Here is a 13,505-nt window from a genome sequence, read left to right as displayed (position 1 = left end):
ACGGATCACGCATGACCACCTCGAGCATGGCGACCATCCTGCAGGCCCAGTCCCTGCTGATGGCCGAGCACGACGTCACGTCGGAGACGGCCCTGGGCCTGCTGGTGTGGGAGTCGGACCGTCGCAGCGTGACGGTCGCGGACGTCGCCACGGGTGTGTGTGCCGCGCTGGCGGGCGGACGCGGCGCGGACGTCGACGGGCTGCTGCGCGCCACGGCCTGACGATCCGGTGGTGCCCCCGACAGGAATCGAACCTGTGGCCTACCGCTTAGGAGGCGGTCGCTCTATCCGACTGAGCTACGGGGGCCTGCGGAGTCAGGTTATCGAGTCGGGGTCCGACCGCATACGATCGCCCTTGTGTCCTGCCGTCCGATCACCCCCTCACGCGCGGAGCGCGCGCGATGAGGCGACTGCTCGTGGGCGGCGCGGTCCTCGCGATGGCGGCGGCCGGGATCGTCCTCTACGGGGCCAGCGGCGCGACGCCCGAGCCGCGTCCCGCCCCGGCGCCGTGCGCCGAGGCACGCCCCCTGCCGTCCGGCACGACGACCCGGACGATCGAGTCCGGCGGTCGTGAGCGCAGCTACCTGCTGCACGTGCCGCCCGGCTACGACGGCACGACCCGCGCCCCGGTCGTCCTGATGTTCCACGGCCTCGGCGGCGATCCGGCCACGGTCCTGGCGGCGACGGGGATGGCCGACCGGGCCGACGCCGACGGCACGATCCTCGTGGTGCCGCTCGGTCGTGGCGAGCCCGCGCACTGGAGCTTCCGCAAGCCGGCCACCGATCCGTCGTCCGACCTGGCGTTCGTGCACGACCTGGTCGGACAGGTCCAGCGCACCGCCTGCACCGACGCGTCGCGCCTGTTCGCGGCGGGCTTCTCCAACGGCTCGGCCCTGACCCTGGCGCTGGCGTGCGACGGCACGACCCCGTTCGCCGCCTACGCGGCCGTCTCGGGTCCGTACTACGAGGCGCGGTGCGACGACGCACCCCCGTCGTCGATCATCTACTTCCACGGCACCGCCGACACGACGGTCCCCTACGAGGGGGCCGACACCGTGATCGGTCGCCTCCCGCCCGTCAACGACACGATGTCGCAGTGGGCGACGCGGGGTCGCTGCCCGGCCTCCGGGGCGTTCACGACGGCCGACGACTCCGTTCACCACTTCGCGTGGCGCTCGTGCAAGGGCGGCACCGACGTCGACATCTACGCCGTCGTCGGCGGCGTCCACGGCTGGCCCGGCGGCGGGCCGATGTCGCCCGGCAAGGTCTCGCGCACCCAGGACAGCCCGGTCGACGCGACGGCGCTGCTGTGGTCGTTCTTCGAGCGTCACCCCGGAGCCCGGTCATGACCAAGCCGATTGAGACATGGCTGACCGACATGGACGGCGTGCTCGTCCACGAGGAGCAGGCGATCCCGGGTGCCGCCGAGTTCATCGCCCGGCTGCGCGACACGGGCCGCAAGTTCCTCGTGCTGACCAACAACTCGATCTTCACGCCGCGCGACCTGTGCGCCCGGCTGCGCGCGGCCGGCATCGACCTGCCCGAGTCGGCGATCTGGACCTCGGCGCTCGCGACCGCGAAGTTCCTGTCCGAGCAGCGACCCGACGGCACCGCGTACGTCATCGGCGAGGCCGGCCTGACGACGGCGCTGCACAACGTCGGGTACGTCATGACGACCCAGGATCCCGAGTACGTCGTGCTGGGCGAGACGCGCACGTACTCGTTCGAGGCCATCACCCGGGCGATCCAGCTGATCGAGCGCGGGGCCCGGTTCATCGCGACGAACCCCGATGCGACGGGTCCGTCGCCCGCGGGGTCGCTGCCGGCGACCGGGTCGGTCGCGGCACTGATCACCAAGGCGACGGGCGTCGAGCCGTACTTCGTCGGCAAGCCCAACCCGCTCATGATGCGCAGCGCCCTCAACCAGATCGAGGGGCACTCCGAGACGACCGTCATGATCGGCGACCGCATGGACACCGACGTCCTGTCGGGCCTCGAGGCGGGTCTGCGGACGTTCCTGGTGCTGACGGGCTCGACGCCCGCCGATGCCGTCGAGCGCTTCCCGTTCCGGCCGACCGAGGTGTTCGCCTCGATCGCCGACGTCGTGCCGCTCGTCACCTGACCGGGGCCGCGTGCGGCTCGTTGTTACCTGACGGTAACGCCCGTGTCGCGGGGTTTGTTATCGTTTCGTAATCTGCCGACGATCCCACCGGGCCCGACGCGGACGCCCGGGCAGCACATGCCGGGGGAGCCCACCAGGGAGTGAATCGTGAAGATTTTCCTCACGGGTGCGAGCGGAGTGATGGGCCGATCGTCCATCGACGCACTGCACCGATCCGGCCACGACGTCGTCGGTCTGGCCCGCACGCGCGAGACCGCCGAGCTGATCCGCGCGGCCGGCGCCGAGCCGTGCCTCGGCGACATCTTCGACCGGCCCGCGATGACCGCCGGCATGCAGGGCTGCGACGCCGTCGCGAACCTGGCGACCAAGGTGCCGGTCGGCTCGGGGGCCCTGCGCCCGGGCTCGCTCAAGAAGATCGACCGCATCCGTCAGCACGGCTCGCGGATCGTCGCCGACGCCGCCCGTCGCGCCGACGTCGGGCGCATCGTCCAGCAGAGCCTGAGCTTCATCTACGCCGACCACGGCGACGAGTGGATCGACGAGCACAGCCCCGTCGACGTGACCCGCGCGACCGAGCCCGTCGTGGTCGCCGAGGACCACCTGCAGGCCTTCGCCGCGGACGGTGGCACGTCGGTCAGCCTGCGCTTCGGCCTGATCACGGGCGACGACCCGAACACGGCGTGGCTGTTCCGCCGGGCCAGGGCCGGTCGCTCGATCGGTCTCGGCGACGAGATGTCGTGGATGCACGTGATCCATCCCGCCGACGTCGGGACGGCCGTCGCCCACGCGCTGACCGCGCCCGGCGGCGTCTACAACGTGGGGGCCGAGCCCGTGCAGCGACGCGACTACGTCGACACGATCGCCCTCGCGGCCGGGCGCAAGGGAGGCGGTCACTTCCTGCCGCCGTGGATCCTGCGGCTCGGGGCCGAGAAGCTCGAGATCCTGGTGCGCTCGCAGCGGGTCAGCTCGCAGCTGTTCTCCGACCGCACGGGCTGGTACCCGAGCCACCCGAAGCTCACCCCGGAGTGGTTCGATGACCTCGTCCGGGCCTGACCGCGCCGAGCGCGAGCGCCGTCGCCGCGCCGCCGAGCGGCTCGGCGAGCTGATGCCCCGCACGACGTCGGACGAGACCGACGAGGGCTGGGGCGAGCGGGGGAGCACGTCGCGCGACGACGAGCTGCTGCGCGACGTGCCCCCGCACCACGGCTGAGCCGGCCCCCTAGATCTGCGTCGGGCCGCCCGGACGCTGGGCCGCGAGGGCGTCGCGGATCTCGCGCAGCAGCTGGATGTCCTCGGGAACCGCGACCGGCGCCTCCTCCTTGCCGCGGGCGAGCCGCTCCTGCACGGTCTTCATCGGCACGACGATCGCGAAGTAGACCACGGCGGCCGTGATCGTGAAGGTGATCAGCGCCGTGATGAACGCGCCGAACAGGAAGTTCTGGCCGTCGACCGTGACCGTCATGCCCTCGGGTCCGCCGCCCCCGACGAGCCCGAGCAGCGGGTCGATGAACGAGGAGCCGAAGGCTCCGACGAGCGTCGTGAACGCGGTGCCGATGACGACGGCGACCGCGAGGTCGACGATGTTGCCGCGGAGCAGGAAGTCCTTGAATCCCTTGAGCATGTGTCCCCCTGGGGTGTCGGGTGTGGTGACTCGACACTAGCGACGACCGGTCGGACCTTCTAGCCGGAGGAGGTGATGACGCTCAGCCGCGACGACAGCCCGGCCCGGGCGAGCGCCAGGGCCCCCGCCTCGGTCGTGACGACGCCGAGGGACGCGACCGCGTCGGCACGGGCCGACACCGCGTCGCCACCCGGCAGCGTGACGACCTCGACGCCGCGCGCGACGACCTCGGCCGGCGTCTCTCCGCCCGGGTCGACCCCCACGACGTCGACGCGGTCGCCGACGCCGATCGCGGTGGCGTCCGCCTCGTCGACGCGGATCGTGGTGTAGACCGCACCCGGCCCGTAGCCCTCGAGGGCGCCCGGGCGGACGAGGCGCACGTCGGTCAGCGGCTCGCCGGCCCGCATGGGGCCGGCCACCCGGCGTCCGACGGCGTCGCCGCGGGGCAGCACGTGATCGGGGGCGGCGCCGCGCGGCACGGACGCGACGCGGACGTCCTCGGCCGTGACGACGTGGCCGCTCGCGAGGTCGTGCCGGGCGACGAGCACGGGCTGGGTGCGGGGTGCCTGCCGCAGCGAGGAGAGGCCGGCCAGGACGGCCAGCGCCGCGCACGCGGCGGCGATCAGGCGGCGGTGGTCGTCGATCAGGTGCCCGATGCGGTCCATGCCCGGACTCTAGGAACCGTGCGCCGTCGGGCGCTCGCGTCCGTCCACAGGCCGGGGCCGGGGACGGGGCCGGAGATCAGGCGGCGGAGTCGGAGCCGCTCTTGGGGGCGGGCTTGCCGGCGGACGACGCGCTCGAGCCCGACGACGAGGCGTCGGAGGACGAGGACGAGCCCGACGACGAGGCGCTCGACGACGAGGCGGAGGACGACGTCGACGACGACGAGCCGGATGCGCCGGAGGCGGAGCGGCTGTCGGTCTTGTAGAAGCCGGAGCCCTTGAACACCACGCCGACGGCGCCGAAGACCTTGCGCAGGTCGCCGCCGCAGGTCGGGCAGACGGTCAGCGCGTCGTCGGTGAAGCTCTGCTGGACCTCCAGCGCTTCTCCGCAGTCCTTGCACTGGTACTGGTACTTCGGCACGTCTTGCTCCCGCTCGGTCGATGGTGCGTCCCAAGGGTACAGTTGCGCGCACCGTGACCGATCCCTTCCCTCCCGGAACCATCCCTCCCGGACCTCGCGCCCCCGGAGCGCGTCGATGACCGAGTGGCTGCTGCTCGGCGCCTCCTTCGTGCTGATGCTCGCGTGCGGCGTGTTCGTCGCCGCCGAGTTCTCGTTCGTCACGGTCGACCGCGCCACGATCGAGCGCGACGCCGAGGCCGGCGACCGGGGCGCCCAGGGAACCCTGGTGGCCCTGCGCTCGCTGTCGACGCAGCTCAGCGGCGCGCAGCTGGGCATCACGATCACCAACCTCGCGATCGGCTACCTGGCCGAGCCGGCGATCGGCACCCTGCTGCGCGACCCGCTCTCGGCGGCGGGTCTCGAGGGCGGGGCCCAGCGGGGGGTCGCGTACGGCATCGCGCTCGTCGTCAGCACGGTCGTGACGATGCTGGTCGGCGAGCTCGTCCCGAAGAACTTCGCGCTGGCGCTCCCGCAGCGCACCGCCGCCCTGACCCAGCTGCCGCAGCGTGCGTTCACCAAGGCCATGGCGTGGCCCATCCGCGTGCTCAACGGCATGGCCAACTCGATCCTGCGGACCCTGGGCGTCGAGCCGCAGGAGGAGCTGCGGTCGGCGCGCTCGCCCGTCGAGCTGCGCTCGCTGGTGCTGCGCTCGGCCGTCGAGGGCGCGATCGACGACGAGACCGCCGACCTCGTGGCCCGCAGCATCGCGTTCGGCGACCGCACGGCCGCGGACGTCCGCACCCCGCGCGTGCGCGTGCACTTCCTCGAAGGACGCAGCACGGCTCACGATGTCATCGAGGCCGCCCGGCAGACGGGCCACTCGCGCTTCCCGGTGATCGGCCGCACGCCCGACGACGTGCTCGGCATCGTGCACGTCAAGCGGGCCGTCGGGGTCGACGTCGCCCGTCGCCGCTCGGTCCGCGTCACCGACCTGCTCGATCCCGCGACGACGGTGCCCGACAGCATCGAGCTCGACCCCCTGCTGCTGGTGCTGCGCGACCAGGGCATGCAGATGGCGATCGTGGCCGACGAGTACGGCGGCACCGACGGCATCGTGACGCTCGAGGACCTCGTCGAGGAGATCGTCGGCGACATCGCCGACGAGCACGACCGGCTGTCGTCCCGCAGCCGTCACCGCCGCGACGGCACGTGGTCGCTGTCAGGCCTGCTGCGACCCGACGAGGTCGAGGAGCAGACGGGCGTGGCGCTGCCCGAGAGCGAGAACTACGAGACCATCGCGGGTCTCGTGAACGCCGAGCTCGGCCGGCTCGCCGAGCGGGGCGACGTCGTGACGCTGTCGCTCGACCGCACCCCCGAGGACGACGAGGACGATCCCGAGCCGCTGGTCGTGACCCTGACGGTCGAGCGGCTCGAGGGACGCCGCATCGACCGCGTCTCGCTGACGGTCGACGCCGTCACCACGGTGGGGGAGGGGCCGCATGAGTGACTGGTACGGAGTGCTGCTGACGCTCGTGCTGCTGGCGCTCAACGCCCTGTTCGTGGCGTCGGAGTTCGCGCTGATCTCGGCCCGGCGCACGCAGCTCGAGCCGCGCATCGCGGCCGGCTCGCGGCCGGCCCGCATGGCGATGCGGGCGATCGAGAACATCACGCAGGTCATGGCCGCGGCGCAGCTCGGCATCACGATCTGCTCGCTGGGGCTGGGAGCGGTCGGCGAGCCCGCGATCGCGCACCTGATGGAGCCGGCGTTCGAGGCCGCGAACGTCCCCGAGGGGCTCGTGCACCCCCTCTCGTTCGTCATCGCGATGACGCTGGTCGTCGGCGCGCACGTCGTGCTGGGCGAGATGGTGCCCAAGAACCTCGCCCTGGTCGGACCCGACCGGGCCGCCCTGGTGCTGGGACCGTTCATGCTGGGCGTCGTCCTGGTGCTCAAGCCGTTCGTCGTCCTGCTGAACGGTGCCGCCAACCTCATCGTCCGGTCGTTCCGGGTGCAGCCCGTCGACGAGGTGTCGTCGACGTACTCGCACGACGAGGTCGCGGGCCTGGTCGAGGAGTCGCGCCGCGAGGGCCTGCTCGACGAGGACGAGTACGGGCTGGTCTCCGGGGCGCTCGACTTCTCCGACGGCACCGTCGACCGCGTGCTGCTGTCGCTGGAGGGCCTCGTGACGATCAGGCCCGACGCGACGCCGATCGACGTCGAGCGCGCGTGCGCCGACACGGGCTTCTCGCGGTTCCCCGTGACCGACGCCGGCGGCGACCTGGCGGGCTACCTCCACATCAAGGACGTCCTCGAGACCGACGAGACGTCGCGTCGCGAGACGATCGCCGACAAGTGGGTCAGGCCGCTGGCGACCGTAGCCGCCGGGTCGGGCCTGTACGAGGCGCTGCGCTCGATGCAGTCGCGGGGCTCGCACATGGCGCGGGTCGCCGACGCGTCGGGCCGCGTGACGGGCGTCATCATGCTCGAGGACGTGCTCGAGGAGCTCGTGGGCGAGATCCGCAGCGCCCGCTGACGACGTCCCGGCGATGTGGCCGGTGGGGCGCACGTGGGTGAGAATGTCCCGGTGCGTCGCATCGGGATGGTCATCGCTGGTCTGCTCGCGCTCGTGGTCCTCGGCGTGGCGGTGTTCTCGTTCGTCACGGTGCGCCGCTCGTTCCCCGACACGACCGGCGAGGTGCAGATCTCGGCCCTGAAGGGCGACGTGACGGTCCAGCGGGACGGCAGGGGCGTCCCGCAGATCTACGCCGACACCCCCGAGGACCTGTTCCTCGCGCAGGGCTACGTCCACGCGCAGGACCGCTTCTACGAGATGGACTTCCGCCGCCACGTGACGGCCGGTCGACTGGCCGAGCTCGTGGGCGACGCCGCGCTCGACACCGACAAGTACGTGCGGACGCTGGGGTGGCGCCGTGTCGCGGAGCAGGAGCTGGCGCTGCTCGACGACGACACCTTGCGGCTCGTCAACGCCTACGCCCGGGGCGTCAACCGCTACATCGACGGCCGGTCGAGCGCCGAGCTGTCGCTCGAGTACGCGGTCCTGGGGCTGACGGGCCCGAGCTACCGGCCCGAGCGCTGGACGGCGGTCGACTCGCTGGCCTGGATCAAGGCGATGGCGTGGGACCTGCGCAGCAACATGACCGACGAGATCGACCGCGTGCTGTCGACCGAGAAGCTCACGGTCGACCAGGTCGAGGAGCTCTACCCCGACTACCCGAAGGGGCACGCGACGATCGTGGGCGACGAGGGCACCGTCGTCGACGGGTCGTTCACCTCCGGACGGGGCCCGTCGACGACGGGTCTGGCGCGCACGGCGGTCGCGGCCCTCGAGGCCGCCCGCGACGGCGCCGAGGCGCTGCCCGCGCTGCTCGGCACGGGCGACGGCATCGGCTCGAACTCATGGGTCGTCAGCGGCGACAGGACCGCGACTGGCCGGCCGATGCTGGCCAACGACCCGCACCTGGCGCCGTCGATGCCCGGCATCTGGTACCAGGTCGGCCTGCACTGCCGCACCGTCGACGAGGCCTGCCCCTACGACGTCTCGGGCTTCTCGTTCTCGGGCCTGCCGGGCGTCGTGGTCGGCCACAACGCGAAGATCGCCTGGGGCGTCACGACGATGTACGCCGACGTCGCCGACCTCTACGTCGAGCGCGTCACGGGCGACACGTACGAGTACGCCGGCCAGCAGGTGCCGCTCGAGACCCGGGAGGAGACGTTCGAGGTGGCGGGCGGCGAGCCCGAGACCATCACGGTCCGCTCGACGCGGCACGGCCCGATCCTGTCCGACCTCGACGACGACGCCGCCGACGTCGCGACCACCCGCCGGGCGCAGGACGCGGCGGCCGGCACCGCCGCCGGCACGTCGTACGAGGTCGCGCTGCGCTGGACCGCGCTCGACCCGAAGCCCACGATCAGGGCGGTCTTCTCGCTCGGCCGCGCGCAGGACTGGGAGCAGTTCCGCGTCGCCGCCAAGCAGTTCACGGTGCCGTCGCAGAACCTGGTCTACGCCGACGTCGACGGCAACATCGGCTACCAGTCGCCCGGCACGATCCCGATCCGCACGACGGGCGACGGGCGGTGGCCCGTGCCGGGCTGGGACCCCGCGTACGAGTGGTCCGGCTCGGTGCCGTTCGACCAGCTGCCGACGGTCTACAACCCCGACGAGGGGTTCGTCGTGACGGCCAACAACAAGGTCATCGGCGACCAGTACCCCGTCAACCTCGGGGCCGACACCGCCGCCGGCTACCGGTCCGAGCGCATCCGCGACCTGATCTCGGGACGATCGGCGTCGACGGGCGAGGGCCTGACGGTCGACGACATGGCGCGCCTGCAGACCGACACGTACAACGCCAACGCCGCACGGCTCGTGCCCGAGCTGCTCACGGTGCCGCTCGACACGACGTACTACTCGCAGGGGCAGGAGGTCCTCGCGAAGTGGGACTTCATGCAGGACGCCGACTCGCCCGGTGCGGCCTACTTCGCGTCGGTGTGGCGCCACCTGCTCGCCCGCACGTTCCATGACGAGCTGCCCGAGGGGCAGTGGCCCGACGGGGGCGAGCGGTGGTTCGCGGTCGTCGACCGCCTGCTCGACCGTCCGGCGAGCCGGTGGTGGGACGACGTCACGACGCCCGGCGTCCGCGAGACCCGCGACCAGGTGCTGGCCGACGCGATGCGCGACGCCCGCGACGAGCTGACGATGATCCAGTCCCGCGACCCGGGGGAGTGGCGCTGGGGCACGATGCACCGGCTCGAGCTGGTCAACCCGACGCTCGGCGACTCGGGCGTCGGTCTCGTCGACCGGCTGTTCAACCGAGGGCCCTACAAGATCGGCGGCGGCAACGGCATCGTCGACGCGACGAGCTGGGACGCCGCGAAGGGCTACGAGGTCACGGCGGTCCCGTCGATGCGGATGGTCGTCGACCTCGACGACCTCGACCGCTCGCGCTGGATCAACCTGACCGGCGCCTCGGGGCACGCGTTCCACGAGCACTACGTCGACCAGCAGGACACGTGGCGCGCGGGGCGGACGCTGCCGTGGGCGTTCAGCCGCGAGGCGGTCGACGAGGCGACGGACGACACGCTGACCCTCACGCCCGTGCCGTGACCGCGCCGGGCGGGCTCAGCCCGGGACGCGGAACAGGCCCGACGGCGTGACGGCCATCTGCACCGGCACGTCGTGCGGCTCGTGCGGCACGACGGGCAGCAGCTCGTCGGCGAACACCAGCGCGCACACCGGGGCGGCGACGTCGACGAGGGCGCGGTCGTAGTAGCCCGCACCCCGCCCGAGACGGTGGCCCGCATGGTCGACTGAGAGCGCCGGGACGATCACGACCGAGCACGACGCGAGCGCGTCGGCGCCGAGTGGTCGTCCGGCCGGTTCGGGGATGCCGAGCGGCGAGACCGTCGTGCCGGTGCCCGGCTCGAGCAGCACCCAGTCGAGCGTGCGGTCGGGCCGGCTGACCGGCACGACGACCTCGACCCCCCGGTCGTGCAGGGCCGCGACGAGCGGGCCGGTGCCCGGCTCGGACGGCATCGACAGGTAGCAGGCGAGGCGCCGGGCGCGGGCGACGAGCGGCACCGCGAGCACGTGCTGGGCGATGGCCTCGGCCGCCTCGGCGCGCTGCGGGAGCGTCCGTGCGCGGCGCCGGGCCAGCAGCTCGTCCCGTTGCCGTGCCTTGGTCACGACCTGACGTTAGCCTAGGGCTCCGACGACAGAGGGAGAGCTCGTGGGCGGTCTGGAGCAGGCGCAGCAGCGGATGAGGGACGGGGACGTCCCGCAACGCGCGATCGACGTCTTCTCGTCGTTCTACGACCGACTCGAGCAGGGCGCCACGGGGATGATCCCCGAGGCCGACGTCGAGCCCTTGGTCGACATCGACCGCGCCGACGAGATCGAGCTCAGCGACGAGCAGTGCCGCGAGGCCGCGGCCGTCACCGCCGTGATCAAGCTCAACGGCGGCCTCGGCACGTCGATGGGCCTCGACCGGGCCAAGACGCTGCTGCCCGTCCGCGCCGACCTGACGTTCCTCGACGTCATCGCGGGCCAGGTGCGCGCGATGCGTGCCGAGCTCGACGTCCCGCTGCCGCTGCTGTTCATGAACAGCTTCCGCACCCGCGACGACACGCTGGCCGCCCTCGCCCGGTACGACGACCTCGCGGTCGACGGCCTGCCGATCGACTTCGTCCAGAACCGCGAGCCCAAGCTGCGCGCCGACGACCTGACACCGGTCGACTGGCCGGCCGATCCGACCCTCGAGTGGTGCCCGCCGGGGCACGGCGACCTGTACACGGCCCTCGAGGTGTCGGGCATCCTCGACGCCCTGCTCGAGGGGGGCTACCGCTACGCGACGGTCTCGAATGCCGACAACCTGGGCGCCGCGCCCGACGCCCGCATGATGGGCTGGTTCGCGGCCTCCGGCGCGCCGTACGCCGCCGAGGTGTGCCGGCGCACGCCCGCCGACGTCAAGGGCGGGCACATCGTCGTCCGCAAGGACGACGGGCGGCTCGTGCTGCGCGAGACGGCCCAGACGCCCGACGAGGACGCCGCGGCGGCCGCCGACCCCGAGCGTCACCGCTACTTCCACACCAACAACCTGTGGTTCGACCTGCGGGTCCTCAAGCGGACGCTCGAGGAGCGCGACGGCGTGCTGGGCCTGCCGCTGATCCGCAACAGCAAGACCGTCGATCCCACCGACCCCACGTCGACCAAGGTCATCCAGATCGAGTCGGCGATGGGTGCCGCGGTCGAGGTGTTCGACGGTGCGACCGCGATCGAGGTCGACCGGTCGCGCTTCCTGCCGGTCAAGACCACCAACGACCTGCTGCTGCTGCGCTCCGACGTCTACGGGGTCGGCGACGACTTCCGCGTCCGGGCCCAGGTCGACGCCGTGCCGCTGGTCGACCTCGACCGGCGCTACTTCACCACGATCGGCGACTTCGACGCCCGCCTCCCGAGCCCGCCGTCGCTGGCCGAGGCGCGCTCGCTGACGGTGCGCGGCGACTGGACGTTCGAGCCCGACGTGGTGGTGCGCGGCGACGCCACGCTCGACGACACGGGCGAGGCCCGGACCGTGGCTGTGGCGTCGACGTTAGGCTGATCGACATGTCGACAGGAGAGACGGGCCCGGGATCGGAGCAGGAGATGCTGCCGATCGGTCCGGACGCTCCCGCGCAGACGCCCCCCAGCACGGCCGCCGACGAGGAGCTGACGCAGCCGACGCGGCTCACCGCCGGGCCCGTCGAGCCCGAGCGCACGCCTGCGGTCGAGGGCACGGCCCGGCCCGAGCCCACGCCTCCGGAGTCGCCCACGACCCCGCGAGCCCCGGCCGAGCCGGTCGAGGCCCCCCGGCCCACGACGCCGCCGGCCCCGTCCGGCGACCAGCTCACGCCGCCGCCCGCCCGTCCGGCCACCGGCCAGCCCCGCCTGCGCGCCGCGAGCATCCCCGACGGCCTCCTGACGGTCGAGGACCACCTCGAGAAGATCCTGCGCGGCATCGGCCCCCTCAGCGCGTACGACCAGCCGCTCGTCGAGTCGCTGGGCCTGCCGCTGCACGAGGCGTTCGTCGCCCCGATGGACCTCCCGTTGTTCGACAACTCCGCGATGGACGGTTACGCCGTGCGCGCCGAGGACGTCGCCTCGGCGTCACGCGAGCGTCCCGTCACGCTGCCGGTCGTCGGCGAGATCTCGGCGGGCTCGGCGCGTCCGTTCGCGATCAGCGCGGGCACCGCGGTCAAGATCATGACGGGTGCGCCGATCCCGCGGGGCGCCGACTCCGTCGTGCCGTACGAGCAGACCGACCGCGGCAACGCGCGGGTGCAGATCCACGCGCCGACCGAGGTCGGCCAGCGCATCCGGCCCAAGGGCGACGACGTCCGCGCCGGTGACACCGTGCTGGCCGAGGGCACGGTCCTCGGCCCCCGCGAGATCGGTTTGCTCGCGGCGCTGGGCGCCCCGCGGGTCAAGGCCCGCCCCCGGCCGCGCGTCGTCGTCATCTCGACGGGCAGCGAGCTGCGCGAGCCCGGCACGCATCTCGACTACGACTCGATCAACGACGGCAACAGCTACATGCTGGCCGCGGCGGTCCGCGAGGCCGGCGCGATCTGCTACCGCGTCGGCGCGGTCGACGACAACCCGCGCACGTTCCAGAAGGTCCTGTCCGAGCAGCTCGTGCGCGCCGACCTCGTCGTCACCAGCGGCGGCATCAGCAAGGGCGACCACGACGTCGTCAAGCAGACGCTCTCGGCGCTCGGCACGGTCGACTTCGTCGAGGTCGCGATGCAGCCCGGCAAGCCGCAGGGCTTCGGCAAGGTCTTCGACGAGCAGACGCCGATCATCACGCTGCCCGGCAACGCCGTGTCGGCCTACGTCTCGTTCGAGGTCTTCGTGCTCCCCGCGATCCGTCGCATGATGGGTCGCACGCCCTACCGCAGGCCGATGGTGCACGCGGTCCTCGCCGCCGATCTGCAGTCGCGGCCCGGTGTGCGCCAGTACGTCCGTGCGGTCTTCGAGGTCACCCACCGCGGGGCCAAGGTCACGCCGCTGACGGGTGCCGGCTCGCACATGATCGGCACGCTGGCCCAGGCCAACGCGCTGATCATCGTCGGCGAGGACCAGACGGCCCTCAACCTCGGCGACACGGTGCGCACGCTCGTGCTCGACCGGCCGTTCTGATGGCGCACCGGACG

At 72.6% G+C, this 13,505-nt stretch carries 14 protein-coding genes and 1 tRNA gene; 10 read left to right on the top strand and 5 right to left on the bottom strand.

Annotated features, from left to right (window positions below):
- Nucleotides 1-11 precede the first annotated feature (11 nt).
- Nucleotides 12-221, top strand: coding sequence for an ANTAR domain-containing protein (locus IFT73_RS07060; RefSeq protein ID WP_192167027.1), 210 nt, complete (start codon nucleotides 12-14; stop codon nucleotides 219-221).
- Nucleotides 222-229: 8 nt separating this feature from the next.
- Here the strand turns inward: IFT73_RS07060 and IFT73_RS07055 are convergent.
- Nucleotides 230-306 (bottom strand) — tRNA-Arg (locus IFT73_RS07055).
- 94 nt (nucleotides 307-400) lie between these two features.
- On the opposite strand from IFT73_RS07055, the gene IFT73_RS07050 reads away from it, so the two are divergent.
- From IFT73_RS07050 to IFT73_RS07035, 4 genes are all read left to right on the top strand, one after another.
- Nucleotides 401-1,348 carry a PHB depolymerase family esterase gene (locus tag IFT73_RS07050; RefSeq protein WP_192167026.1) on the top strand — a complete coding sequence of 316 codons (948 nt, stop codon included), beginning with the start codon at nucleotides 401-403 and terminating at the stop codon, nucleotides 1,346-1,348.
- Nucleotides 1,345-2,121, top strand: coding sequence for an HAD-IIA family hydrolase (locus IFT73_RS07045; protein ID WP_192167025.1), 777 nt, complete (start codon nucleotides 1,345-1,347; stop codon nucleotides 2,119-2,121). The genes IFT73_RS07050 and IFT73_RS07045 overlap by 4 nt, the downstream gene beginning before the upstream one ends.
- 147 nt (nucleotides 2,122-2,268) lie before the next feature.
- On the top strand, nucleotides 2,269-3,174 hold the full coding sequence (locus IFT73_RS07040; protein ID WP_371811190.1) for an NAD-dependent epimerase/dehydratase family protein: 906 nt from the start codon (nucleotides 2,269-2,271) through the stop codon (nucleotides 3,172-3,174).
- Nucleotides 3,155-3,331, top strand: a complete 177-nt coding sequence (locus IFT73_RS07035) for a hypothetical protein (RefSeq protein WP_157432733.1) — start codon at nucleotides 3,155-3,157, stop codon at nucleotides 3,329-3,331. Before IFT73_RS07040 ends, IFT73_RS07035 begins: the two co-directional genes overlap by 20 nt.
- A gap of 9 nt (nucleotides 3,332-3,340) precedes the next feature.
- Here the strand turns inward: IFT73_RS07035 and mscL are convergent, their stop codons facing one another.
- From mscL to IFT73_RS07020, 3 genes are all read right to left on the bottom strand, one after another.
- On the bottom strand, nucleotides 3,341-3,742 hold the full coding sequence (gene mscL / locus IFT73_RS07030) for a large conductance mechanosensitive channel protein MscL (RefSeq protein WP_192167023.1): 402 nt from the start codon (nucleotides 3,740-3,742) through the stop codon (nucleotides 3,341-3,343).
- A 59-nt stretch (nucleotides 3,743-3,801) separates the two neighbouring features.
- Nucleotides 3,802-4,407: an SAF domain-containing protein gene (locus tag IFT73_RS07025; protein ID WP_192167022.1), complete on the bottom strand. Its 606-nt coding sequence runs from the start codon at nucleotides 4,405-4,407 to the stop codon at nucleotides 3,802-3,804.
- A 76-nt stretch (nucleotides 4,408-4,483) separates the two neighbouring features.
- Nucleotides 4,484-4,825 (bottom strand): FmdB family zinc ribbon protein, encoded by a 342-nt coding sequence (locus IFT73_RS07020; protein ID WP_192167021.1) that lies wholly within the window; start codon nucleotides 4,823-4,825, stop codon nucleotides 4,484-4,486.
- Between the two features lie 115 nt (nucleotides 4,826-4,940).
- On the opposite strand from IFT73_RS07020, the gene IFT73_RS07015 reads away from it, so the two are divergent.
- The 3 genes from IFT73_RS07015 to IFT73_RS07005 are packed head-to-tail and all read left to right on the top strand — an operon-like array spanning nucleotide 4,941 to nucleotide 9,924.
- A complete protein-coding gene (locus IFT73_RS07015; protein WP_192167020.1) occupies nucleotides 4,941-6,311 on the top strand; it encodes a hemolysin family protein in 1,371 nt (456 codons plus the stop codon).
- Nucleotides 6,304-7,335 carry a hemolysin family protein gene (locus IFT73_RS07010; protein WP_192167019.1) on the top strand — a complete coding sequence of 344 codons (1,032 nt, stop codon included), beginning with the start codon at nucleotides 6,304-6,306 and terminating at the stop codon, nucleotides 7,333-7,335. The genes IFT73_RS07015 and IFT73_RS07010 overlap by 8 nt, the downstream gene beginning before the upstream one ends.
- Before the next feature lie 51 nt (nucleotides 7,336-7,386).
- Nucleotides 7,387-9,924: a penicillin acylase family protein gene (locus IFT73_RS07005; RefSeq protein ID WP_371811189.1), complete on the top strand. Its 2,538-nt coding sequence runs from the start codon at nucleotides 7,387-7,389 to the stop codon at nucleotides 9,922-9,924.
- A 15-nt stretch (nucleotides 9,925-9,939) separates the two neighbouring features.
- On the opposite strand, the gene IFT73_RS07000 is transcribed toward IFT73_RS07005, so the two are convergent.
- Entirely contained in the window at nucleotides 9,940-10,503 is a 564-nt protein-coding gene (locus IFT73_RS07000; RefSeq protein WP_192167018.1) for a 5-formyltetrahydrofolate cyclo-ligase, read from the bottom strand.
- Between the two features lie 73 nt (nucleotides 10,504-10,576).
- Here IFT73_RS07000 and IFT73_RS06995 point away from each other — a divergent pair, with 73 nt between their 5' ends.
- Together IFT73_RS06995 and glp are read left to right on the top strand one after the other, a co-directional pair.
- The gene (locus IFT73_RS06995) at nucleotides 10,577-11,917 is read left to right on the top strand and encodes a UTP--glucose-1-phosphate uridylyltransferase (protein ID WP_056612468.1); all 1,341 of its coding nucleotides are present in this window, start codon (nucleotides 10,577-10,579) and stop codon (nucleotides 11,915-11,917) included.
- Between the two features lie 5 nt (nucleotides 11,918-11,922).
- Nucleotides 11,923-13,491, top strand: coding sequence for a gephyrin-like molybdotransferase Glp (gene glp / locus IFT73_RS06990; RefSeq protein WP_244633138.1), 1,569 nt, complete (start codon nucleotides 11,923-11,925; stop codon nucleotides 13,489-13,491).
- The last annotated feature ends 14 nt before the right edge of the window (nucleotides 13,492-13,505 follow it).

Origin of the sequence: Aeromicrobium sp. CFBP 8757, from assembly GCF_014841755.1 — a bacterium.
Lineage (GTDB): Bacteria > Actinomycetota > Actinomycetes > Propionibacteriales > Nocardioidaceae > Aeromicrobium.
This window is presented reverse-complemented; position numbering and strand designations above follow the sequence as displayed.

What these genes read in the sequence shown, in the direction of transcription:
- IFT73_RS07060 (WP_192167027.1), top strand. Translation starts at nt 12, where the DNA reads ATGACCACCTCGAGCATGGCGACCATCCTGCAGGCCCAGTCCCTGCTG.
- IFT73_RS07050 (WP_192167026.1), top strand. Translation starts at nt 401, where the DNA reads ATGAGGCGACTGCTCGTGGGCGGCGCGGTCCTCGCGATGGCGGCGGCC.
- IFT73_RS07045 (WP_192167025.1), top strand. Translation starts at nt 1,345, where the DNA reads ATGACCAAGCCGATTGAGACATGGCTGACCGACATGGACGGCGTGCTC.
- IFT73_RS07035 (WP_157432733.1), top strand. Translation starts at nt 3,155, where the DNA reads ATGACCTCGTCCGGGCCTGACCGCGCCGAGCGCGAGCGCCGTCGCCGC.
- mscL (WP_192167023.1), bottom strand. Translation starts at nt 3,742, where the DNA reads ATGCTCAAGGGATTCAAGGACTTCCTGCTCCGCGGCAACATCGTCGAC.
- IFT73_RS07025 (WP_192167022.1), bottom strand. Translation starts at nt 4,407, where the DNA reads ATGGACCGCATCGGGCACCTGATCGACGACCACCGCCGCCTGATCGCC.
- IFT73_RS07015 (WP_192167020.1), top strand. Translation starts at nt 4,941, where the DNA reads ATGACCGAGTGGCTGCTGCTCGGCGCCTCCTTCGTGCTGATGCTCGCG.
- IFT73_RS07010 (WP_192167019.1), top strand. Translation starts at nt 6,304, where the DNA reads ATGAGTGACTGGTACGGAGTGCTGCTGACGCTCGTGCTGCTGGCGCTC.
- IFT73_RS06995 (WP_056612468.1), top strand. Translation starts at nt 10,577, where the DNA reads ATGAGGGACGGGGACGTCCCGCAACGCGCGATCGACGTCTTCTCGTCG.
- glp (WP_244633138.1), top strand. Translation starts at nt 11,923, where the DNA reads ATGTCGACAGGAGAGACGGGCCCGGGATCGGAGCAGGAGATGCTGCCG.